The 20,696-nt window shown below is 69.2% G+C and carries 24 protein-coding genes; 8 read left to right on the top strand and 16 right to left on the bottom strand.

The window, feature by feature from the left end; translation table 11 throughout:
- Positions 1-95: 95 nt before the first annotated feature.
- Positions 96-674 carry a TIGR03086 family metal-binding protein gene (locus FB390_RS09365; RefSeq protein WP_141808612.1) on the bottom strand — a complete coding sequence of 193 codons (579 nt, stop codon included), beginning with the start codon at positions 672-674 and terminating at the stop codon, positions 96-98.
- A gap of 126 nt (positions 675-800) precedes the next feature.
- Between FB390_RS09365 and FB390_RS09360 the strand changes: the two genes are divergently transcribed.
- Together FB390_RS09360 and FB390_RS09355 are read left to right on the top strand one after the other, a co-directional pair.
- A complete protein-coding gene (locus FB390_RS09360) occupies positions 801-1,037 on the top strand; it encodes a hypothetical protein (RefSeq protein ID WP_067791385.1) in 237 nt (78 codons plus the stop codon).
- Between the two features lie 126 nt (positions 1,038-1,163).
- Positions 1,164-1,409: a hypothetical protein gene (locus FB390_RS09355; RefSeq protein ID WP_141808611.1), complete on the top strand. Its 246-nt coding sequence runs from the start codon at positions 1,164-1,166 to the stop codon at positions 1,407-1,409.
- A gap of 18 nt (positions 1,410-1,427) precedes the next feature.
- Here FB390_RS09355 and menD read toward each other — a convergent pair whose 3' ends face one another.
- The 3 genes from menD to FB390_RS09340 all read right to left on the bottom strand — a co-directional run bounded on the left by menD (position 1,428) and on the right by FB390_RS09340 (position 4,684).
- Positions 1,428-3,068, bottom strand: coding sequence for a 2-succinyl-5-enolpyruvyl-6-hydroxy-3-cyclohexene-1-carboxylic-acid synthase (gene menD / locus FB390_RS09350; protein ID WP_141808610.1), 1,641 nt, complete (start codon positions 3,066-3,068; stop codon positions 1,428-1,430).
- 357 nt (positions 3,069-3,425) lie between these two features.
- Entirely contained in the window at positions 3,426-3,872 is a 447-nt protein-coding gene (locus FB390_RS09345; protein ID WP_141808609.1) for a DUF6918 family protein, read from the bottom strand.
- Between the two features lie 86 nt (positions 3,873-3,958).
- Positions 3,959-4,684: a PaaI family thioesterase gene (locus FB390_RS09340; protein ID WP_141808608.1), complete on the bottom strand. Its 726-nt coding sequence runs from the start codon at positions 4,682-4,684 to the stop codon at positions 3,959-3,961.
- A 102-nt stretch (positions 4,685-4,786) separates the two neighbouring features.
- Here FB390_RS09340 and FB390_RS09335 point away from each other — a divergent pair, with 102 nt between their 5' ends.
- From FB390_RS09335 to menE, 3 genes are all read left to right on the top strand, one after another.
- Positions 4,787-5,680, top strand: a complete 894-nt coding sequence (locus tag FB390_RS09335; protein WP_141808607.1) for a 1,4-dihydroxy-2-naphthoyl-CoA synthase — start codon at positions 4,787-4,789, stop codon at positions 5,678-5,680.
- 16 nt (positions 5,681-5,696) lie between these two features.
- Positions 5,697-6,089, top strand: coding sequence for a VOC family protein (locus tag FB390_RS09330; RefSeq protein ID WP_141808606.1), 393 nt, complete (start codon positions 5,697-5,699; stop codon positions 6,087-6,089).
- Between the two features lie 379 nt (positions 6,090-6,468).
- A complete protein-coding gene (menE, locus tag FB390_RS09325) occupies positions 6,469-7,602 on the top strand; it encodes an o-succinylbenzoate--CoA ligase (protein WP_141811641.1) in 1,134 nt (377 codons plus the stop codon).
- 103 nt (positions 7,603-7,705) lie between these two features.
- Here the strand turns inward: menE and FB390_RS09320 are convergent, their stop codons facing one another.
- Positions 7,706-8,575, bottom strand: coding sequence for a 1,4-dihydroxy-2-naphthoate polyprenyltransferase (locus FB390_RS09320; protein WP_097245212.1), 870 nt, complete (start codon positions 8,573-8,575; stop codon positions 7,706-7,708).
- Between the two features lie 128 nt (positions 8,576-8,703).
- The gene (locus tag FB390_RS09315) at positions 8,704-9,162 is read right to left on the bottom strand and encodes an SRPBCC family protein (protein ID WP_141808605.1); all 459 of its coding nucleotides are present in this window, start codon (positions 9,160-9,162) and stop codon (positions 8,704-8,706) included.
- Between the two features lie 64 nt (positions 9,163-9,226).
- Here FB390_RS09315 and FB390_RS09310 point away from each other — a divergent pair, with 64 nt between their 5' ends.
- Positions 9,227-12,589, top strand: a complete 3,363-nt coding sequence (locus FB390_RS09310) for an AfsR/SARP family transcriptional regulator (RefSeq protein WP_141808604.1) — start codon at positions 9,227-9,229, stop codon at positions 12,587-12,589.
- 42 nt (positions 12,590-12,631) lie between these two features.
- Here FB390_RS09310 and FB390_RS09305 read toward each other — a convergent pair whose 3' ends face one another.
- The 7 genes from FB390_RS09305 to FB390_RS09275 form a co-directional block, all read right to left on the bottom strand.
- On the bottom strand, positions 12,632-13,465 hold the full coding sequence (locus FB390_RS09305) for an ABC transporter permease (RefSeq protein WP_141808603.1): 834 nt from the start codon (positions 13,463-13,465) through the stop codon (positions 12,632-12,634).
- Positions 13,462-14,442, bottom strand: a complete 981-nt coding sequence (locus FB390_RS09300) for an ATP-binding cassette domain-containing protein (protein WP_141808602.1) — start codon at positions 14,440-14,442, stop codon at positions 13,462-13,464. The genes FB390_RS09305 and FB390_RS09300 overlap by 4 nt, the downstream gene beginning before the upstream one ends.
- 276 nt (positions 14,443-14,718) lie before the next feature.
- On the bottom strand, positions 14,719-15,111 hold the full coding sequence (locus FB390_RS09295) for a phage holin family protein (protein WP_141808601.1): 393 nt from the start codon (positions 15,109-15,111) through the stop codon (positions 14,719-14,721).
- A 59-nt stretch (positions 15,112-15,170) separates the two neighbouring features.
- On the bottom strand, positions 15,171-15,749 hold the full coding sequence (locus FB390_RS09290) for a Clp protease N-terminal domain-containing protein (protein ID WP_141808600.1): 579 nt from the start codon (positions 15,747-15,749) through the stop codon (positions 15,171-15,173).
- Positions 15,749-15,967: a hypothetical protein gene (locus tag FB390_RS09285; RefSeq protein ID WP_067792172.1), complete on the bottom strand. Its 219-nt coding sequence runs from the start codon at positions 15,965-15,967 to the stop codon at positions 15,749-15,751. The genes FB390_RS09290 and FB390_RS09285 overlap by 1 nt, the downstream gene beginning before the upstream one ends.
- Positions 15,968-16,087: 120 nt before the next feature.
- Positions 16,088-17,173 carry an L-cysteine desulfhydrase Cds1 gene (gene cds1, locus FB390_RS09280; RefSeq protein WP_141808599.1) on the bottom strand — a complete coding sequence of 362 codons (1,086 nt, stop codon included), beginning with the start codon at positions 17,171-17,173 and terminating at the stop codon, positions 16,088-16,090.
- Positions 17,170-17,517 carry a DUF4229 domain-containing protein gene (locus FB390_RS09275; protein ID WP_246123935.1) on the bottom strand — a complete coding sequence of 116 codons (348 nt, stop codon included), beginning with the start codon at positions 17,515-17,517 and terminating at the stop codon, positions 17,170-17,172. Before FB390_RS09275 ends, cds1 begins: the two co-directional genes overlap by 4 nt.
- Before the next feature lie 184 nt (positions 17,518-17,701).
- On the opposite strand from FB390_RS09275, the gene FB390_RS09270 reads away from it, so the two are divergent.
- Positions 17,702-17,914: a BldC family transcriptional regulator gene (locus tag FB390_RS09270; RefSeq protein WP_067792165.1), complete on the top strand. Its 213-nt coding sequence runs from the start codon at positions 17,702-17,704 to the stop codon at positions 17,912-17,914.
- 116 nt (positions 17,915-18,030) lie between these two features.
- Positions 18,031-18,231: a hypothetical protein gene (locus tag FB390_RS09265; protein WP_141808597.1), complete on the top strand. Its 201-nt coding sequence runs from the start codon at positions 18,031-18,033 to the stop codon at positions 18,229-18,231.
- A 40-nt stretch (positions 18,232-18,271) separates the two neighbouring features.
- Here FB390_RS09265 and FB390_RS09260 read toward each other — a convergent pair whose 3' ends face one another.
- From FB390_RS09260 to FB390_RS09250, 3 genes are all read right to left on the bottom strand, one after another.
- Positions 18,272-18,985: a hypothetical protein gene (locus FB390_RS09260; protein ID WP_141808596.1), complete on the bottom strand. Its 714-nt coding sequence runs from the start codon at positions 18,983-18,985 to the stop codon at positions 18,272-18,274.
- Positions 18,986-19,048: 63 nt separating this feature from the next.
- Positions 19,049-19,657 (bottom strand): phosphoribosylglycinamide formyltransferase, encoded by a 609-nt coding sequence (purN, locus tag FB390_RS09255; RefSeq protein ID WP_141808595.1) that lies wholly within the window; start codon positions 19,655-19,657, stop codon positions 19,049-19,051.
- A 150-nt stretch (positions 19,658-19,807) separates the two neighbouring features.
- Positions 19,808-20,449 (bottom strand): DUF8020 domain-containing protein, encoded by a 642-nt coding sequence (locus tag FB390_RS09250; RefSeq protein ID WP_141808594.1) that lies wholly within the window; start codon positions 20,447-20,449, stop codon positions 19,808-19,810.
- Positions 20,450-20,696: the final 247 nt, after the last annotated feature.

The following is a 20,696-nucleotide window of genomic DNA, read 5'->3' as shown; positions in this document are numbered from 1 at the left end:
CCCGGCCAGCTCGCGGACGCCTTCGGTCGGGCGCAAAGTTCCGGCCGAAGGTGACATTCGGTCGGTCCTGCCGGCTGGCGGACGCCTTCGGTCGGTTAGGCGGACCAGTTCGGATCGCGACCCGTCAGCCCGAGCACGCGGTCGAAGAGAGGTCCATCGGTGGGGACCTCGACCACCGGTCCGAAGAGCCCCGGCGTGCCTGAGAGTGGGGTTTCGCGCAGGAAATCGAACAGGATCGCCGCGTGCGATTCGGCGCAACCGAACGGCTGACCGGTGGCCTTGGCCAGGTCCCAGCCGTGCACGACGACCTCGTCCAGCGCGATCACGGCCATCACGATCGCGGCTTCGCGCACGCCGCCCGCCTCGGTCTCGCCCTCCCACGCGTCCGGCTCCCGCCAGGCGGCGACCAGCGCCTTCAGCTGGGCGGGGATGCGCGTACGCCAGTCGTCGGGCAGTTTCGAGTCGTGTTCGAGGGCGGGCGGGGTGCTGTTTCCGACGGATTCCTTGGTCGCGGACTGCCGGAACGCCTCGGTCAGTTCCAGGACGTGTTCGAGCAGCGCGGCCACGGTCGTGTCGGCGCAAGGCGTCGGCGCGGCGAGCTGGTCGTCGGCGATGCCCGCGACCACGGTCTCCAGTGCGGTGGCGGCGGGCTCGAAATCGAACGTGGGGGTCATCGGGTCTCCTGCCGGATGTGAGAGGTCTGCGTGAGTTGAGACGCGGCGGGCGCGCGGAATTCATCGGTGCCCTGCCGCGACCAACTCGTAACGGCGAAAAGCACTGGAAAAGCGGAGAATTGGTAGATGAAGGGTGATCGGGTGGAGATCGTCGTCGACGTCGGCGACGGCTCTCGAAGTTACGAAATCGCGGCGACGCGCGCGGGGCGGCGGGTCGAGGTGCGCATCGCGCGCGGGGTGGTCGAGGTCAGCGAGGTGACGCGGACCGGCGTCGCGGTCCGCACGGCGCGGTTCATGGCCGGGCGCACCCTCGCGCTCGTGGAGCATCCGGTGAACGGGGGCGCGGCCGTCGAGGGGGAATGAAGACGAACGATCGCGCCGGTTGCCGGGAACTCGCGGTCGGAGCAATCTCGACACCGCCGGACTGTTGCCCGCGCCCCGAACTGGGTATACACCCTGCGGGAGACCACCAGCGGAGAGGAGCACACGATGATCGATCGCAGCACGCCGCGCACGTTGGACGACGCGCCGGAGGCCGACCGCGTCGAGCAGTCCACGCCCGCTTACCAAACGGACGACGCCGACACCGACGACCGGGCCGTCGCGGAAACCGCCGTCGCACGCGAGGCGCGCACCGCGGTCGATCGCGACGTCTGGTCCGCGAGCGAGGCCGACCTCATCGAGCAGGCCATTCCCGTGCCGCTCGACGACGAGGATCGCGACGACACCGAATAGCCGGTTCCGGCGGCGGCCTCAGGGCGCGATGTTGGCCCGCACGGTCGCGTGCAGCTCGCGCAGGCTGGAACGTTCCGTTGCGACTTCCAGCACCCGCAATCCGTGCGCGTGCTCGGCCAACTCGGCCGCGAGCTGCTCGGTATCGACCTGCCGGTGCGGGACGCGGTAGGCGGCGCACAGCGCGGCCAGATCCATGCCGTGCGGTGTGCCGAAGACGCGCTCGAACACGCCCGCGTACTGCGGGTCGCCCTGTTCGAGCAGCTCGAAGATGCCGCCGCCGTCGTCGTTGGCGACCACGATCGTCAGGTCGGCGGGCCGCGGTTCGCCCGGCCCGATCAACAGCCCGGACGCGTCGTGCAAGAAGGTCAGATCGCCGATCAGCGCGACGGTGCGGCCTCCGTGTGCCAAGGCGGCGCCGACCGCCGACGACACCGTTCCGTCGATGCCCGCGACACCGCGGTTCGACAGCACCTTGATGCCGGGCCGCGGATGGGAGACGAGCGCCGCGTCGCGCACCGGATTGGACGCGCCCAGCAGTAGTTGATCGCCCTCGTGCAGCGCGTCCATCACGACCGCCGCCACGTGCAGGCCGGTCGGCTTAGGGTGCTTTGCCAGCGCGTCGCGCACCACCTGCTGGGCGTTGGCGTTCAGCGCGCGGCAGTGCGCGAGCCATTCCGCGCGCGGCGCTCCGGTCGTGATCGCGCGGGTTCCGGTTCCGACCACGTTGCCGGACACATCGGGCCAGCGCGGACCGGTGGTCAGCGCGAAGACCGTGACGGACGGGTCGGCGAGCACCTTGGACACCTGCCGGTGCAGGGTCGGCCGCCCGGTGATGATGGCCTGCTTCGGCTTCAGCAGCGGTAGGGCCAGCGGATGCAGCGCGGGGCCGTGCATGGGGGCGGTCGGCTCCGCGACGGTCGGCAGCTCGGCCAACTCGGGACGCAGGCCCGCGCCGTGCCCGGAGATCACCACGGTGTCCAGGCTCAGATCGATGTCGAGCGGCACGTCCAGCGTCGCGTACTGCGTCGCGGTCCAGGGCCGATCGCCCGCGCGCCCCTCCGGACTCGCGCCAGCGGCCGGATCCGGCACCAGCGGCTCGCGCAGCGGAATGTCGAAGTGGACGGGACCCGCGTTGCCCGAACGCGTGCCGCGGGCCGCGGCGAGCACCCGGCACACCGCCGAACGCCACACGCTGTTCTGCTGGCCGTACGGGCCGCTGCCGTTGCCGCTCGGCTCGTCCTCGGCCAGCCCGAGACTGATGGTGGCGCGTACCTGGCTACCGAACAGGCCCAGCTGCTCGACGGTCTGATTGGCGCCGGTTCCGAGCATCTCGTAGGGCCGATTGGCGCTCAACACGATCAATGGAACCCGCGCGTAGTTGGCTTCCAGGACCGCGGGGCCGAGATTCGCTACGGCCGTGCCGGAGGTCATCACCACCGGGACCGGATTGCCGCCCGCGATCGCCAAGCCGATGGCGAGAAAGCCCGCGGTCCGCTCATCGATGCGCATGTGCAGCCGCAACCGACCGGCCGCGTCGGCGGCTTGCAGCGCGAAGGCCAGCGGAGCGTTCCGCGAGCCGGGGCACAGCACCACATCGCGGACACCTCCGCGCACGAGTTCGTCGACGACTACTCGAGCCTGAGCGGTAGACGGGTTCACGTCACCAGCCTCTCAGACAGTCTCCCCGCCGTCTCCGTCACCCTGGTCACAGTGTTTGTTGGCGCGCTGGCGCGCGCGTGTTCGCGGCCTTTATGTCTCGCTTCCGAGCGGTCGAGACTCGCGACTGCGTCGCATGCGCTTCGACCGCTCGGAAGCGAGACGGCCGCGAACGGGCTCGTAAGACTCGCCCTCGAGGTGGCTGGGAGGGCGGGATCGAGCGGTCGGGTTCGAGTGCGCGCCGTGCTCGCCGCTCGGGCATTCGGTGCGCTGCGCTGAAGCACGGCGGCGCTGTGCGGCGAACGAGGCCGCACGCCGAGTTCGGTTGTCCGGAACTCGGCGTGCGCTCGCTGGGCGCGATCAGTTCGCGTGGCGCTGCACCAGGTCGCCGAGGCGCGGCAGGGCTTCGATGACGTTCTTCTTGGCCGAGGAGCGCATCGAGGAGTACACCTTCTGCAGCGCGGGGCGCGAGGAGGCCTCGGCGCGGGCGTCGGTCACCTGGAGCAACGCCTCGGCGACCTCGTCGGACTTGGCGACGAGCAGGTCGGCGAACTGACCCGAACCCGAAGCCTTGTACTCCTGCCAGAACGGCTCCAGCTGCTCGACCAGCTTGGGGGCCAACGATTCCAGCGCGTCCGGGACGATGGACGGGCTGATCTTCTTCACCGCCGCGTAGCCACCCTTGACCGCCAGGCCCGACGCGCCGCCCTTATCCGACACCTCGGCGTCCAGAACCTCCTTGGCATCGGCAAGGAAGGCCGAGCGCTTCGCGTCGTCGAGCAGGGATTCAGACAGTGCTGCAACCACTTTCAGGTTCCTCCGAAATAGATGTCGATGAACGAGCGCACGCCACTATACGCACTGGTGCGCGCGGTCACATTAGCTACTTCCGCTCACGGCTGCCACGGCAGCAACTGCACCATCAGTCCTTCACAATCGGCGAGCAAATCGCCCTGCTCATCGCGTAATTCGGCGGTGATGAAGGTCTTGCGGCCCTCGATGCGGTCGACGCGTCCGCACACTGTCAGCGTCCGCTCCAGCGGAGTTACCTTGCGGTAGTTGACGTGTAGGTAGGCCGTGCGGCTGATCGGCCTGCCCGCGTAGTGCACGATCATGCCGAGCAGGTCGTCGAACAGCAGCGGAAGCACGCCACCGTGCGCGGCGCCGTTGCCGCCGAGATGGAATCGGCGGAACTCGCCCGTCATGGTGATGCCGTCCGGCCCGGCCGAGACCACCTGCCAGGGCAGCAGCAACAGGCTGCCGCGGCCGGGCAGCTCCACCGCGCGCCCGGCCGGACCCTGCAATTCCGGTGCGCGATACGGCTCGAGCAGCTCGGCGAGTTCCCGCGCCTTGGCCAGCGCCTCGCCGAACACCTCGTCCGGCGCGTCGACGGAGACCGCCAGATCTTGCAACGTCCGCATGGCGTCCACGAAAGGCCCGAAATTCGAGCCGATCCGCGCGCGGGACACCTTCGGGAAACCGCCGTGTTTCTCGTACCGGTTCTCGTCCACCGCGCTGCGATCGATGCGCGGGCGGATCGCCGTCCCGTTGGAACGCTGCGCACCCGATTCGGCTGCGCCTGCGGCATTATCTGGAACAGGTTTCACACGCTCGCTCATACCTGCACGGTAACGCGTAGTTTTACACCGTCAAGTCCTCGGCGCCGCCACGCGCGGAAGTCGCTGGCCCCGGATCTTTCGCCGCGGGCAATAATCACAAGCGTGACGTTCAATCCCAAGCTGTGGCGACCGGTCCCCGGATTCGAGAATCTGACCGACATCACCTACCACCGCCATATCGAGCAGGGCACGGTGCGGGTGGCGTTCGATCGCCCCGAGGTGCGCAACGCGTTTCGCCCGCACACCGTCGACGAGCTCTACCGGGTGCTCGACCACGCGCGGATGACCTCCGACGTCGGCGCGGTCCTGATCACCGGCAACGGCCCGAGCCCCAAGGACGGCGGCTGGGCCTTCTGCTCCGGCGGCGACCAGCGCATCCGCGGCCGCAGCGGTTACCAGTACGCCAGCGGCGAGACCGCCGACACCGTCGACCAGGCGCGCGCGGGCAGGCTGCACATCCTGGAGGTGCAGCGCCTCATCCGCTTCATGCCCAAGGTCGTCATCGCCCTGGTCAACGGCTGGGCCGCGGGCGGAGGACACAGCCTGCACGTGGTCTGCGACCTGACCCTGGCCAGCCGCGAGCACGCCAGGTTCAAGCAGACCGACGCCGACGTGGGCAGCTTCGACGGCGGCTACGGCAGCGCCTACCTGGCCAAGATGGTGGGCCAGAAGTTCGCCCGCGAGATCTTCTTCCTCGGCCGTCCCTACACCGCCGAGGAAATGCACCAGATGGGCGCGGTCAACAAGGTCGTCGACCACGCCGAGCTGGAAGACGTCGCGCTGGAGTGGACCGCCGACATCAACGGCAAGTCCCCGCAGGCCCAGCGCATGCTCAAGTACGCGTTCAACCTGCTCGACGACGGGCTGGTCGGCCAGCAGCTGTTCGCGGGCGAAGCCACCCGCATGGCGTACATGACCGACGAAGCCGTCGAAGGCCGCGACGCGTTCCTGGAGAAACGCAAGCCGGACTGGACGCCCTACCCCTGGTACTTCTGACGAAGGGACTGGCCACATGGAGATCCTCAGCAGCCGGGTGATTCTGCGGCCTGGGAACTACGCGAAGACGCTCGAGTTCTATCGCGACGGACTCGGTCTCGCGATCGCCAGGGAATATCCAGGTGGAACCGTTTTCTTCGCTGGACAGTCGCTGGTCGAGGTCGCGGGGCACGGCGGGACGGGTACTTCGACGGCTTTCACCGGCGCGATCTGGTTGCAGGTGCGCGATGCCTCCGACGCCGCGGCCGAGCTCGCGCTGAAGGGAATCCCCATCGATCGAGCGCCCGAGCGGGAGCCGTGGGGCCTGATCGAAATGTGGATACGGGACCCGGACGGCGTGCCGATCGTGCTCGTGGAGATTCCGCCCGAACATCCGATTCGCCGGGATTCCCGCTGGTCGGACGACTGATCGCGGCGCGACGAGCGGACCGGGGTCCGAATGCCGAGTTGCCAAGCCCTGTCCCGGCGAGGACGATAGGCGTACCTCCGCATTCGCTCCGGCCATGCGCAGGCTGAGGGCGGACTCCGTCCGACAACACCCTCCAACGGCCCCCCGGCCGCCGATGCCCGGGCGATCGCCGTCCGCGTCCCGTCCGACGAGTGAATCGCAGTCTCGATGTCTGGCCTATCCGAGCCCCATTCCTTCGGGGCGGCCGCACTCCCCGCGCGCCGCCCCAGCAAACCGACCCGTTCCGCGCGCGGCGGCGCGGGCATGACACGATCGCTGTCGTGATGGAACCGAGCGACGGCGAGGTGCGGTCGTGAGTAACACCTTGCGGACTTTGCCGATGCCCACCGGATCCGGCTTGGGCGACGTGCTGCCGCATCTGCGAGAAGCGTTGGAGGGCAACGGTCCCGCGTGGCTGCCCATCCCGACCAGCGACCGCAGGGAGGCCCGTCGGCTCAGCGACGCGCTCTCCCCCGGCGAGACGATCGACGACGACGTGGCGCTGGTGGTCACCACCTCCGGCACCACGGGCGTGCCCAAGGGCGCCATGCTCAGCGCCTCCGCCCTGCGCGCGAGCGGCACCGCGACCCACGACCGGCTCGGCGGCCCGGGAGCCTGGCTGCTCGCGCTGCCCACCCACCACATCGCCGGTATCCAGGTGCTCTTGCGCAGCATCCTGGCGGGCACCGAACCCACCGTGCTGGACGTCTCCGGCGGCTTCCTGCCCGAGGCGCTGGCCGGCGCGGTGGCGGGCATGCGCGGCCCGCGCCGCTACACCGCCCTGGTGCCGACCCAGCTCATCAAGGCGCTCGACGCTCCGGGCGCGGCCGAGGCGCTCGCCGAACTCGACGCGGTGCTCGTGGGCGGCGCGGCCACCCCGCTTCCGGTCTACGAGCGCGCGAAAGCGGCTGGTATCAACGTCGTTCGCACCTACGGCATGAGCGAGACCTGCGGCGGCTGCGTCTACGAAGGCGTGCCGCTGGACGGCGCCGAGGTGCGCATCGAAGACGGTCGCATCCTGCTCGGCGGCGCCATGATCGCCGGCGGCTACCGCGGCCAGCCCGACCATCCCGCCTTCGCCGAACCCGGTTGGTTCCGCACCGAGGACGCGGGCACTTTCGAGACCGGCGTCCTGCACGTCACCGGACGGCTGGACGAGGCCATCATGACGGGCGGGCTGCTGGTCATTCCGCAGGTCGTGGAGGCCGTGCTGGTCACCCATCCGGCTATCAGCGAGTGCGTGGTGCTCGGCCTGCCCGACGAGCGGCTCGGCCAGCGCGTGGCGGTCGCGGTGGTGCCCACCGCCGGAGCCACCCCGACACTCGAGGAACTGCGCGACCACGTCGTCCGCGAACTCGACGCCATCGCCGCCCCGCGCGAGCTGGCGTTGCTGGACGAACTGCCGCTGCACGGACCGGGGAAGCCCAATCGGGCGAAGCTTCGCCAGCTGTTGGTCGCCCAGTCCACGAACTGAGGTGCGCCCGGACTCGTCGCGCGCCTCGCGGAGCAAGCGATCTCCGCGAGGCGCGCGAGACGGGCGCAGCGGCCTATCCGACCTTCGACTCGCCGCCTCCGGTTCAGGCGAAGCCGAGCGCCAGCGCCGTCAGCGTCGACCAGACCAGCAGGGCGAGGCCGGAATCGCGCAGCGCCGGAATCAGTTCCAGGCCGTTGCCGCCCGAGCGCACCGGCGCGTTGGCGCGCACCGCGAGCGGGACGGCGAGCAGGCCGACCAGGGCGAACGGGGTGCGGATCACCAGCAGCAGGGTGACAACGAACGGCACCGCGAGCAGCGCGAGATGCAGGGTGCGGGTGCGCGGATCGCCGAGTTTGACCGCGAGCGTGGTCTTTCCGGACTCGGTGTCGGTGGGGATGTCGCGAAGGTTGTTGGCCACCAGCACCGCGCTGGAGAACGACCCGACCGCGACCGCGAGCGCCGCTCCGACCCAGTCGACCCGCTCTGCCTGCACGAACTCGGTGCCGAGCACGGCGACCAACCCGAAGAACACGAACACCGCGAGCTCGCCGAAACCGCTGTAGCCGTAGGGCTTGCTGCCGCCGGTGTAGAACCAGGCGCCCGCCAGGCAGGCCAAGCCGACCAGCAGCAGCCACCAGGCCGTCGTCGCGACGAGCACGAGGCCGAGGACGGCGCCGATCGCCAGGCTCAGGATCGCGGCGTTCTTGACCGCGGCGGGCGAGGCGAGCTTCGACCCGACCAAGCGCAGCGGGCCGACGCGCTCGTCGTCGGTTCCCCTGATGCCGTCGGAGTAATCGTTGGCGTAGTTGACGCCGATGATCAGCGCCAACGAGACCAGCAGCGCCAGAACGGCTTTCCACCACACCGCGGCGTCGAGCGAGGCCGCCGCCCCGGTGCCCGCGATGACCGGAGCGATAGCGTTCGGCAGGGTGCGGGGCCGTGCGCCCTCGATCCATTGCGCTGCTGTAGCCATGAAAGCAGCCTAGTGGGCGCAGCCGGGCGAAGCCCGTCGACAGCCCCGCGCATGGCCGGAGCGAAGGCGGAGGTACGCCTAGTGGGCGCAGCCGGGCGCGGCCCGTCGACAGCCCCGCGCATGGCCGCTCAGGCTTCGGCCGCCGCCTTCAACCGGGTGAGTCCCTTGTCGAAGTCCTTGCCGACCAGCCGGTCCATCGAGATCACCTTGCCGAGCAGCGCCATCAGGCCCTGCTGCTGGCCGCTCATCCGCCACACCACCTCGGTGGCGCCGCTCTCGGTGGGATTCAGCTCGAAGACGACGTTGTTGGTCGCCTTGAAGGGCTTGAGGAACTCGAGCCGGACCCCGATCTCGCGTTCGTCGTCGGCGACCAGTTCCATGCTGCCCGCGCCCGCCTTGCGGTTGCCGCTCCAGGCGTAGTGCGCGCCGACGCCGGATTCCGGACCGGAGTAGCTGCGCTGTAGCTGCGGGTCGAGGTCCTCCCACGGGGACCACTTCGTCCACTCCCGGAAGTTGTCGATGAGCGCGTGGATACGCGCGGGCGGGGCCGAGATGACGATGCGCCGGACCACTTCGAAGTCAGCCATGCGGACAGAGTAGTGCGCGCTGCCGGGACCGGCCTGCCGACAGACCGCATACGATGACCACGGCATGTCTCCAGATCGGCGCGGCCCCGACGGCCCGAATCCCACCGCTACGCCCGCCGGCGCATCGGTCGTGGTCGCCCTGTTGGGCGAGGTCGCCGTGCGCCGCGACGACGGGCTCACTCCCGTACCCGGCACCCGTTCTCGGCTGTTGCTCACCGCGCTCGCACTGCGACCGGGCCGCAGCCGCAGCGCACCGGCACTGATCGAGGACGTGTGGGCCGAGCAGCCGCCGCGCTCGCCGATGAACGCGCTGCACACCCAGGTCTCCCGGCTGCGCTCGGCGCTGCCCGACGGCGCGCTCGAGATGGGGCCCGCCGGCTACCGCCTCACCTTCGCACCGGACCAGGTCGATCTGACGCTCGCCGGTGAATTGCTGGCCCGCGCCCGCCGCGATTTCGCGGCCGCGGACTTCGCCGCGTGTCTGGCTTCCGTGCGAACGGCACGAGCGCTGTGGCGCGGCGAGCCCGCGGCGGATCTGCTCCCGGGCGACCTCGCGACGGAACTGAGCCGGACCGCGGGCGCGCTGGCTACGGAACTGGACGCGGTCGAACTGACGGCGCGCGAATCCAGCGGCGACATTCGCGGCGCGCTGGAGCTCGCGCGCCGCCGCTGCGCCGCCGACCCCCTCGACGAAGGGGCCCAGCTGGACCTCATGCGCCTGCTCGCTCGGGCCGATCGGACGAACGAGGCGCTGGAATCCTTTGCGGCGTTCCGCGTCCACTTGGCCGACCAGCTCGGCGCCGACCCGGGCCGGCCGCTGGTCGAGTTGAACACCGCCATCCTGCGCGGTGAGGTCGTCGGCGCTGCCGCCTCGACTGCGTTCGGAGGTCCGGCCGCGAATTCGCCGGCCCGTCCGGCCGCGAGTCGCACCCCGCGCGAGGCCATCGGTTTGCGCGCCGCGCCGAACGCACTGCTGGGCAGGGACGCCGACCTCGACGAACTGGTCGAGCTGCTACACGCCGCCCGGGTGGTCACCGTCCTCGGCCCGGGCGGCACCGGAAAGACCCGGGTCGCCAACGAAGTCGGGGCCAGAGTGGCGCGGCGCGAACCCGTGGTGCTCGTGGAACTCGCCTCGGTGCGCTCGACCTCCGTCGCCGACGCGCGCACCGATATCGAGTCCGCGATCAGCACGACGCTCGGCATCGGCGAGGTGGTGCGCGATCCGGGTCTGTTGCGGCCCGGGCGAATCGACACCGGGCGGCCGCTGCGCGACGCGCTCTCGGCCCGGCCGATGCTGCTGATCCTGGACAACTGCGAACATCTCATCGACGCCGTTGCCGAGGTCGTCGCCGACCTGATCGGCAGCTGCGACCAGCTGACGGTGCTGACCACCAGCCGCGCGCCGCTGGCCATCAGCGCGGAGAGCGTCTATCCCTTGGCACCCTTGGCCATCGACGCCGCGGGCTCGCCCGCCACCGACCTGTTCTGCGCGCGGGCCCGCGCGGTGCGTCCGTCGGTTCGGCTGGATCCGGACGCCGTCGCCAGGCTGTGCGCGATGCTCGACGGCCTGCCGCTGGCCATCGAATTGGCCGCCGCCCGCGCTCGAACCATGAGCGTGGAGGAGATCGAGTCGCGGCTCGAGCACCGGTTCGCGCTGCTACGCGGCGGCGACCGCTCCTCGCCGGAACGTCATCGCACGCTGCACGCGGTGATCGCTTGGAGCTGGAACCTGCTGGACCCGCCGCAGCAGGCGACGCTGCGCCGAATGTGCCGGTTCCCAGCCGGTTTCACGCTGGCCGCCGCCGAGGTCGTTGCGGGTGGATCGGACGTGGGCGACGTGGCGGTCGCGGTGGACGGCCTGGTCGGCCAGTCGCTGCTGACCGTGCTCGAGGACGAGGACGGCACGCGCTACCGCATGCTGGAAACCGTCCGCGAATTCGGCGAGGAACAGCTGACCGCCGTCGACGAGGGCGAGCTGGTGATGCGGCGCATGTCGCACTGGGCGTCCGAATACGCGGTGGCCTCGGCCCGGCGCTATCGCACCGACGATCAGGTGGGCGCGGTGCTGTCGGTCGCCGCCGAACTGGACAATCTCACCGCCGTGCTGCGCTACGCGCTGGACCGGGGCGATTTCGGGACGGTCTATCGAGTGTTCCCGGTCGCCGCGATGCTGTGGATGATTCGCGGCGCGCACCTGGAGTTGACGTCGTGGGCGCCGCGCGTGTTGCGCCTCACGCCCGAACGAGGACCCGCGCGCGGCGTCGTCGCGAATCTACGGATGCTGACGTGCGTGGTGATCGGGCTGCACATGGTCTACCTGAACTCCGACCTGCGCCCGCTGGCCTCGGTGCGCGCGCGGGCCCGCGCGCTGCTGCGCACCGCGGTGGACATGAATCCTGGGATGCGCCTCCTCGGCGGCCTGCTCGTCGCGGACGTCTCGGGAAAGGGCGTGGCGCGCAAGCTCGCCGAGGGCGCGCGCTCGCCGGATCGGGACGTACGGGCGGCCGCACTCATCGCGCGGGCGAACATCAGGGAGAACGCGGGCGACGTGCACGGCTCGGCGCGCGACGCGCTCGGCGCACTGCGGCTCGTCGAGCCCGACGATCTGTGGGGCACGGCGATGGTCTGCCAGCACCTCGGCCAGCTCGGCGGTCAGCGGGCACGCTACGCGGAGTCGGTGGACTATTACCGCCGTGCCGTCGAAGCGCTGCGCACCCTGCGCGCCCACGAGGAGATCGTGGAGATTCGCAGCTATCTCGCGGTCGCGCTGATCGGCATCGGCCGGGTGGATCAGGCGCGCGCGGAATTGTCCTTCGCGCTCGGCTCTTCCGACGATCCGGCCTATCTCGCGCCGCTCGACGATCCGAACGTCCGGCGCAATCACCGGCTGGCCACGGTGGCGGCCGGCGTCGCGGAACTCGCTCTCGCCGAAGGCGATATCGATTCCGGCATCCGGTACTACCGGCGGTCGCTTGACTTGCTTGGCTGGCCCGAGGACGACCTGACGCCGGGGCCCGGCGGGCTGATGCTGGCCGGCGCCATGGTCGGCGCGCACGTGCTCTACGGACGTGTCGATGCCGCGACGGAGCTCGCCGCCGAATTGGCCGCGGGCGCGGCGGGCCGCCTCGCCCAGTTCTACGACTTGCCGCAGATCGGCGCGGTGGCCTGCGGCGTCGGCTCGTATCTCCTCGCGGTCGATCCGGGCTCCGACCTCGGCATGGAACTGCTCGCGCTCTCCGCGAAGGTCGTCGCCCGGCAGGACTATCCGTCGATGGTGGTGGAACGACACCTGGAGCTGCACCGGCCGCGGGTCGGCGCGGAGCGGATGAGCGCTGCCCTGCGCTCGGCCGCCGCGATGCGCCGCAGGATCGGAGCCGCACGGATCATCGCGCTGCTGCGGGAGTTCAGCGGAATGCTGGATGCGTGAAGGGCCGGAACCCCTTTCGAGATTCCGGCCCGCGGGCATCGATCAGGCCCTGCGCATGTACGCCTTGACCGTCAGCGGCGCGAAGATCGCGATCACCACCAACGAGCCGAGCAGCGACCACGCCAGATTGCTGCCGTACACGTTGCCGTTCATCAACTCTCGGCACGCGTTGACCATGTAGTACACCGGGTTCGCGTGATTGATCGCCTGCATCCAGCCCGGCATCGTGCTCACCAGGGCGAACGCGCCGGACATGAAGGTCAGCGGGAACATCACCATCATCGAGATGCCCTGCACAGAGGCCGCGCTCTTGCCGGTGACGCCGACCAGCGCCCAGATCCAGCTGATCGCGAACGAACACAGCACGATGACCACGGCGGCGGCCAGCACGCCGAGCGCACCGCCGCCCGGACGGTAACCCAGGCAGATGCCGACGACGACGGTGAGCACGGTGGCGATGCCGTAGCGCACCATGTCGGCGATCAGCGCACCGGCCAGCGCCGAGACGCGGGCGATCGGAAGGGATTTGAACCGATCGAAGACGCCCTTGTCCATGTCCTCGCGCAACTGGGTGCCGGTCACCACGGAGGTGAGCACCACCGTCTGCACCAGGATGCCCGGAATCAGGATGGGTAGATAGTCGTGCACGTTGCCCGCGATGGCGCCGCCGAAGATATAGGTGAACAGCGCCGTGAACAGGATCGGCTGGATCGTCACGTCGAACAGCTGCTCGGGCTTGTGCTTGATCTTGAGGATGCCGCGGTAGGCCATGGTCAACGAGGTCGACATCGTCTGGCGGATGCCGATTCGGTTGTTCACCTGAGGAATTCGAGTGGCCGCCGCGGTGGCGGTCGGTGGTGCGGTCAGTGTCGTCATGCCGCGCTCCGTTCGTCGTCGTCGGCCGGGTGGCCGGTGATGGTCAGAAAGACCTCGTCCAGGCTCGGCTTGCTCACCGTGATCTCATCGATCGCGACATCCCATTCGCGCAGCCGGATCAGCAGGTCGGTGGTGACGCTCGCGTCCGGAAGCGGCGCGGTGAGACGGCCCGCCTCCGGGGTGATCTGGGCGTCGACGCCGAGGAAATCGCCGACGATGCGGCGGGCTTCGGCGAGCTGGTCGCGATCGACCAGTGTCAGGTGCAGCGAGGAGCCGCCGACCGAGGCCTTGAGTTCGTCGGCGGTGCCGTCGGCGATCACCTTGCCGCGGTCGATCACGGCGATCCGGTCGGCCAGCTGATCGGCCTCGTCCAGGTACTGGGTGGTCAGCAGCACCGTCGCGCCCTCGCGGACCAGGCGGCGGATGGTGTCCCACATCTGCGCGCGGGTGCGCGGATCGAGGCCGGTGGTCGGTTCGTCGAGGAACAGCAGCGGCGGGGTGGCGATCAGGCTGGCCGCGAGGTCGAGGCGGCGGCGCATACCGCCGGAGAAGTTCTTCAGCGGCTTGTTCGCCGCCTCGGTGAGGTCGAACTCCTCGAGCAGTTCGCTCGCCTTACGCCGGGAGGCGGCCCGGCTCAGGCCGAGCAGGCGAGAGAAGACGATCAGGTTCTCGGTGGCGGTCAAATCCTCGTCGACCGAGGCGTATTGGCCGGTGAGCCCGAGCAACGAGCGGACCGCGGTCGGCTCGGCGACCACGTCGTGGCCGAAGATCCTGGCCTGCCCGCCGTCCGGCCGCAGCAGCGTCGACAGCATCCGGATGGTGGTGGTCTTGCCAGCCCCGTTGGGCCCGAGCACCCCGTACACCGAGCCCTGCGGCACCGCCAGGCTCACTCCGTCCACGGCCCGCTGCTCCCCGAACACCTTGACCAGAGCGTCCGCCTCGACAGCGAGCGCCGCATGTGGTGCGAAAGAATTCATGCCACGAACTCTGTCGCCTCCCACTTGCACAGCCCTTGCACCGCGATTGCACGCACTTGCGTCCGACGGGTGCGGCGGCCGGGCATCCCTCAGGAAGTCGAGTGCCGGTGGCCGAAGTGTCAGCCTGCTCGCTGAGCGTACGGCCGGAGAGCCGCACGAATCCTGGTTTCCCGTGGGCTGTCCGGCGACCCACTGGTCGGATAACGATGCTGTTCAGCGCCACTGCCCGCACCCGAACGGTCGATGCAGACGGCTGAAGCGCTTTGGGCAGCGGAATCAGTCGTTGTCGGGGACGAGCACGCCGAGCACCCAGTTCACCAGCGAGATGATGATGCCGCCGAGCACCGCGGCCCAGAACCCGTTCACCTGGAGGCCGAAATCGGTGGTCTCGGCGAGCTCGGTGATCTCCGCGGTGAGCCAGAGCATCAGGGCGTTGATCAGCAGCAGGAACAGGCCGAGGGTGAGCATGATCAGCGGCAGCGACAGCAGCTTCACCAGGGGCTTCACCAGCGCGTTCACCACGGTGAAGATGATCGCGATGATGAGCGCGACGACGACCTTCCCGGCGGTGCCGTTGTCGTCGGGACTGATGATGGCGATACCGCTCACCCAGGCGGCGGCCAACCAGATGGCGACCGCGTTGATGATCAAGCGAAGCACTAGCTGCATGCGCACATGCTAAGTGCGCGCACCGGCCGCCGCTGGGGGGAAATGTATTTCGCGACGCGTCAGGCGGCGCGGTCGAGCAGCGCGTGCACCTTCGGTCGCAGGTCCTGAATCGGGCCGGAACCGCCGAACAATCCGACCGTCGTCTGATTCGGCGCGCGCAGAATGCCGAGCAACACGTGCCCCGACTCGATGCTTTTGTCCTTGCGGGCGAGGGCTTCTCGCAGCGAGAGCTCGAGCACCTTCTTCGCGTCCTTGGTGAACGGGATGTGGTTACCGCTCCACCGCGAGCGTCCGAAGAATCCGCGCCGCTCCTCCGGGATCGGCCGGTCCAGCGCGTCCGCGCCGAAGCCCGCCTCCAGTGATTCGCGGACGGCGTCCAGGTCGATGCCGATCGAGCGCAGCGCCTCCGCGTCCTCGGGGCCGAGCGGCTCGCCGCGTCCCTTGGCGTTCAACGCGCTCAGCGCGCTCTCGTGGGTGAGTCCGGCCTCGGCGAGTAGCGCCTTCAGCTCGGGTTCCCCCTGCGCGAGCAGACCGAGCAGCACGTGCTCGACCTCGATGCTCGGCGATCGCAGCTCGCGAGCGTCTTCCTGCGCGATCACCACGGCCGTCCGCGCCGCCCTGCTGAACCGTTCGAACATCAGCCCCTGCCTTTCCGGTTGTACTTCTGGTGGACCGCCTGCTTGCTGACCTCGAGCGCGTCGGCGATCGCCTGCCAGGACCAGCCCTGCGCGCGGGCGTTGGTCACCTGGATCGCCTCCAGCCGTTCGAGCAGCCGACGCAGTGCGAGCACGGCGCGCAGCCCGACCTTCGGGTCGGGACTGCCCGCGGCGGCCGCCAGGGTGGTTGCCTCAGTCATGCCGTCAATTTTGATTGACGCAACCGGCGCATGTCAACAAAAATTGACGATCGCCGACATGCGGCACCGATGTTTCGCTAAGGAAGGAACGCCGACGCCGCGCGCGGCCGGAGAAGGTACCTAACCGTTCCAGATGCCGGTGGCGTGGAATTCGTCGAGGACAGCGGTGGGCTCGGACAGGCTCATGCCCTGCGCGGAGACCCACTCGTCGTCGAAATACGTTCCGGCGTAACGGTCCCCGCCGTCGCAGAGCAGGGTGACCACGCTTCCGCTGCGTCCCGCCGCGAGCATCTCCGCGATCAGGTGGAACACGCCCCACAGGTTGGTGCCGGTCGACCCGCCGACGCGGCGGCCGAGCACCCGGCTGGCATGCCGCATGGCGGCGATGGAGGCGACGTCGGGGACCTCGATCATCCGGTCCACGACCTGCCCGACGAACGAGGGCTCCACCCGAGGGCGGCCGATGCCCTCGATCCGCGAGGGCATGCCCGTCTGATAGCCGGCGTCGCCGGTCTCGTAACCGCCGTAGAAGGCGGAGTTCTCCGGATCGACAACGGCGAGCTTGGTGGCGTGCCTGCGATAACGGATGTAGCGGCCGATGGTGGCGCTGGTGCCGCCGGTGCCCGCGCCCGCGACGATCCACTCCGGCACGGGGTGCGTCTCCAGGATCATCTGCTCGAAGATGGATTCGGCGATGTTGTTGTTGCCGCGCCAATCGGTGGCGCGCTCGGCGTGGGTGAACTGGTCCATGTAGTGGCCGCCGCATTCGGCGGCCAGGCGCGCCGCCTCGGTGTACATGTCCGGCGGCCGCTGGACGAAATGGCAACGGCCACCTTGTGCTTCGATCAGCGCGATCTTCTGCGGCGACGTGCTCGCGGGCATCACCGCGACGAAATCCAGCCCGAGCAGCTTGGCGAAATAGGCCTCGCTCACCGCGGTCGAACCGGAGGACGCTTCCACCACCGTCGTCCCCTCGGTAACCCAGCCGTTGCAGATCGCGTAGAGGAACAGCGAGCGGGCCAGGCGGTGCTTGAGGCTGCCGGTGATGTGGGTGGACTCGTCCTTGAGGTAGAGCTGGATGTTCCACTCGACCGGAAGCGGATAGCGCAGCAGATGCGTGTCGGCCGAGCGCTGGGCGTCCGCGTCGATCAGCCGCACCGCGTTGTCGACCCAGTCGCGCGGGGTGCTGCGATCGCAGTACTTCACTTGCCCGCCTCGGGCCCGTCCTCACCCCGTAGGCGCGCGCGCAACTGCGCCTTGTCCCTGCGGCGCTTCTCGTCGACCACCGCGATGTCCTCGTTGACCTTGGCGCGCAGCTTCTTGAACAGCGTCAGCGACAACGGCATCGCGATGATCAGGGCGAACAGCGCGGCGACGATGATCGGGATCTCCACCGAGATCAGGCGCGCGGCCAGCCAGATCAGCGCGGTGATCGCCGCGACCAACGCCAGCCTGGCCAGGGTGTACAGCGCCAGGTTCACGGCCAGTCTGCGGCCGGGACGCGCGGTGGACTGGGACGATGCACCGTCCGGACGAGTGGAGTCGCTCACGTGGACCAGCGTATGCGAAGCTGTTGCCCGCCCTCGGCCCACACCCGTTCCCGAGGTCGGACGACGATCCGTTTTGTCCATTACTTCGCCTTTACCAACTGTAGGTGGTTCGCGTACCTAGGGGTCGGGGTGCAACGATGGCGCTCATCTGATGAGGGAACTGTCGAGAACGGAGAGGTTTGCTATGACTGCGATCACCGTCGGCGGCCAGGACACTCTGCTGACACCCGGCCAAGTGGCTGCCCTGTTCCACGTCGACCCGAAGACCGTCACCCGCTGGGCCCACGCCGGGCGCCTCGGCTCGCTGCGCACCCCGGGCGGACACCGCCGCTTCCGGGAATCCGAGGTGCTCCAGTTGCTGAAGTCGCTGACCACGGAAGCAACCCCCACCCGCTGAACGACCGACCGAGGCGCGGGCGCGATGCCCGCGCCCGGTCATGTCGGTCTATTTCGTCTCCACTGTGTGCTCGGACGTCGCGCACGGCTACCCTCGATAGCAGGAGGTGAGCGAACGTGACGTACCTGTTGGCACTCATCGCCATAGTGGCTGTCGCGGTGTTGTGCTGGAAGGCGTTCGGCCCCGTGCGTGAGAGTGAACGGAATCCACGTTCACCCCAGCGCAAGCGGATTCTCGGACCCGACGACGATCCCGAATTCCTGTGGCGGATCTCGCGGCAGGAGCATCCCGACAGCGACGGCACCACCGAGCGCTGAACGGACTCGTGCACGGGGGCGGTAGTGGCGCGCCCCGATATCAGTGCTGATCGACCGGTGCGGCGCGGCAGATATCGCGACGCTGCTCGGGATTCGCCAGATAGTGCCGCAGCAGGTGGTAGGCGATCAGCGGGTTCATCAGCAGGGCTTTGTCCTGCACCTTCAAGAGGGCGCGATCGTCGCGTTTGCGCGCCAGCCGCCGGAGAGCGGGGTTGACGGACTCCCAGACCTCAGCGGTCGGGTGCGCTTCGATCGCGATGAGGTTCAAGTAGCTGCTTCCGCCCTGTTTCAGTATTCGCGCCTCGATGCCCGCGACGTCCCGCCACGGGATCGCGAAGACCTCGCCCGCGTTGTCGCGAAAGAGGATCCGGGTCGGCGTGAGGAGAAGTCCGGGTACGACGTCGCGACGTCCACGCAGATTCAGATACGCCGACAGCAACGCCACCACGCCGAGCGGGCCGACGACTACCAAGGCGCCCAGTCCGAACCAGGTGCGTTCGACGACCGCGGACACCGCGTTCGCTCCGGTGGCCGCCAACAGCAGCATGCCGAGAACCGCCGCTAGGACGCCGAACACTTTGCGCGGCTTGCTCATCGCCAGAAACAGCCCGGATTCCCGCAGGCCGTCGTGCTCGATGTCCTCCACCCGCACGCCCGCCCAGCCGCGGCGCCGGTAATCTCGCTCGCGCTTCGCGTCCCATCGCCACCGATCGGGCCAAGAATGCTCCGCCCCCAAGGCGTTCTCCCCACTCACCCGGCCGATCCTGCCACAGCGGAGCGGGGCGAGGCAGGTTCTCTCGGCGCGGGCAGAATCGAGTCAGAGTTCGGCGGGAGCGGCGTCGCGGGTCGCGATGATCTGCACGACCGTCGGAAGCAGCAGGTGTTCGGCGGCCAAGACCCGCTCGGCAAGCGACTCGACCGTATCGTCGGCCAGCACCGGCACTTCACTCCGCGCGATGATCGCGCCCGCGTCGTACTCCTCGGTCACGAAGTGCACCGTCGCGCCGGACACCTGGTCGCCCGCGGCGAGGACGGCCTCGTGAACCGCCGTGCCGTACATACCTTTTCCACCGTGCCGCGGCAGCAGCGCCGGATGGACGTTGATGATGCGCGAATCGAACTCCCCCCGCGTCGAAGGCCCGAGCTTCTTCATATAGCCCGCCGTCACGACCAGCCCCGTACCGTGCGCGACGAGCGCCGCCCGCATCGCCTCATCCAATTCGTCCGGATCCGGATGCGTCCGCCCCGACATGTGCACCGCCGGAATTCCGACCTCCCGCGCATACGCCAACGCCCCGGCCCCACTGTTGTTCCCGATCACCAGACTCACCGCGAACCGCGCATCCCCCTCCAGCGAAGCCTGATGCAGCGCACGCAAATTCGATCCCCTACCCGACGCCAACACCGCAACCCGAAGCCTCGCCATATCCGCAGTCTCGCACACGGCAGCGCCCGGTTCCGGACCGCTTCCGAGCACCGGCTCCCCGACTGGACGCAAGAAGAAAGGCACTGGGGCGGATCGTGTCCGCCGCAGTGCCCTTCTCGGATTTCGGTTCAGCGGGTCAGCCGCTGGTTGTCAGGGCAGGACCTGCGGGATGACGTCGGGCATGGCCGTGCCGACGAGCGCGCCGATGATGGCGCCCATGACGCCGGTGGTCACCACGCCGACCACCGCGCACAGCGCGTAGCCGACGACGAAGATCGCCAGGGTCGGAATGCAGGTGATCAGGGCGAGGACAGCGCCGACGCCCGCGCCCGCGGCCGCACCGTTCTGGACCGGGTCCGGGTACTGCGCGTGCGGGTTGGTCGCGATGTCCTTCAGCTCGGCGCCCGTCGCGGCCGAGACCTCGGGGGTCTGCACCGACAGCGTGTGGCCGTCCTCGGACACCGCGGCGTCCAGCTCGATCTTGGTGCCGGACGGCGTGGCCAGCTCGAGCGGAAGCTCGCTGACCGCCGCGCCCGCCTTGTCCACGACCTTGATCGAGGACTCACCGAGCTGGAACGTGCCCGCCTCCAGCGTGGCCGAGACCGTGCTCAGATCCGGCGCCACGGTGGTGCGGTAACCGAGCTCGCCCGCCGTGCCCGACGTCGAGATCGCCGCGGCCAACCGCGCCTGCTGATCGGCGTGATTGTCGGCCGACGCGGCCCCCGCCCCCGCGAACGTGGTCGCCACGACCAGCGGCAGCGCACCGATGAGCGCCTTCCGACCGACCCGCATTGCAGCGCTGTGGAACATTGAAATCATTTCTCCCTCCCAACCCCCGACCCACCCCCCACGTGGACGAATCGAACGTCGTGTCGTGCGATGTGAACGCACTATTGGTAGCCGCTGCAAGATCGGCGAAGCAACTCTTGTGAGATAGTGAACAATCGGGAACCGATTGGGAGACAAGGTTTTTGGGATTCGGCATGGATGCCGGGCAATTTCCGGGCACATTCCGTCACCGCCGCTGTCGCGATATACG

The sequence above is a fragment of the Nocardia bhagyanarayanae genome, from assembly GCF_006716565.1.
GTDB lineage: Bacteria > Actinomycetota > Actinomycetes > Mycobacteriales > Mycobacteriaceae > Nocardia > Nocardia bhagyanarayanae.
Note: the sequence above shows the minus strand (reverse complement) of the source record. Positions and strands in the feature narration are given on the sequence as shown.

Coding starts and splice junctions, on each gene's coding strand:
- purN (WP_141808595.1), bottom strand. CDS start 19,657: ATGGCGAGGCTTCGGGTTGCGGTGTTGGCGTCGGGTAGGGGATCGAAT.
- FB390_RS09310 (WP_141808604.1), top strand. CDS start 9,227: ATGTCTCCAGATCGGCGCGGCCCCGACGGCCCGAATCCCACCGCTACG.
- FB390_RS09300 (WP_141808602.1), bottom strand. CDS start 14,442: ATGAATTCTTTCGCACCACATGCGGCGCTCGCTGTCGAGGCGGACGCT.
- FB390_RS09270 (WP_067792165.1), top strand. CDS start 17,702: ATGACTGCGATCACCGTCGGCGGCCAGGACACTCTGCTGACACCCGGC.
- FB390_RS09320 (WP_097245212.1), bottom strand. CDS start 8,575: ATGGCTACAGCAGCGCAATGGATCGAGGGCGCACGGCCCCGCACCCTG.
- FB390_RS09365 (WP_141808612.1), bottom strand. CDS start 674: ATGACCCCCACGTTCGATTTCGAGCCCGCCGCCACCGCACTGGAGACC.
- FB390_RS09290 (WP_141808600.1), bottom strand. CDS start 15,749: ATGTTCGAACGGTTCAGCAGGGCGGCGCGGACGGCCGTGGTGATCGCG.
- menE (WP_141811641.1), top strand. CDS start 6,469: ATGCCCACCGGATCCGGCTTGGGCGACGTGCTGCCGCATCTGCGAGAA.
- FB390_RS09305 (WP_141808603.1), bottom strand. CDS start 13,465: ATGACGACACTGACCGCACCACCGACCGCCACCGCGGCGGCCACTCGA.
- FB390_RS09295 (WP_141808601.1), bottom strand. CDS start 15,111: ATGCAGCTAGTGCTTCGCTTGATCATCAACGCGGTCGCCATCTGGTTG.
- FB390_RS09330 (WP_141808606.1), top strand. CDS start 5,697: ATGGAGATCCTCAGCAGCCGGGTGATTCTGCGGCCTGGGAACTACGCG.
- FB390_RS09315 (WP_141808605.1), bottom strand. CDS start 9,162: ATGGCTGACTTCGAAGTGGTCCGGCGCATCGTCATCTCGGCCCCGCCC.
- FB390_RS09340 (WP_141808608.1), bottom strand. CDS start 4,684: ATGAGCGAGCGTGTGAAACCTGTTCCAGATAATGCCGCAGGCGCAGCC.
- FB390_RS09360 (WP_067791385.1), top strand. CDS start 801: ATGAAGGGTGATCGGGTGGAGATCGTCGTCGACGTCGGCGACGGCTCT.
- FB390_RS09355 (WP_141808611.1), top strand. CDS start 1,164: ATGATCGATCGCAGCACGCCGCGCACGTTGGACGACGCGCCGGAGGCC.
- FB390_RS09250 (WP_141808594.1), bottom strand. CDS start 20,449: ATGCGGGTCGGTCGGAAGGCGCTCATCGGTGCGCTGCCGCTGGTCGTG.
- FB390_RS09285 (WP_067792172.1), bottom strand. CDS start 15,967: ATGACTGAGGCAACCACCCTGGCGGCCGCCGCGGGCAGTCCCGACCCG.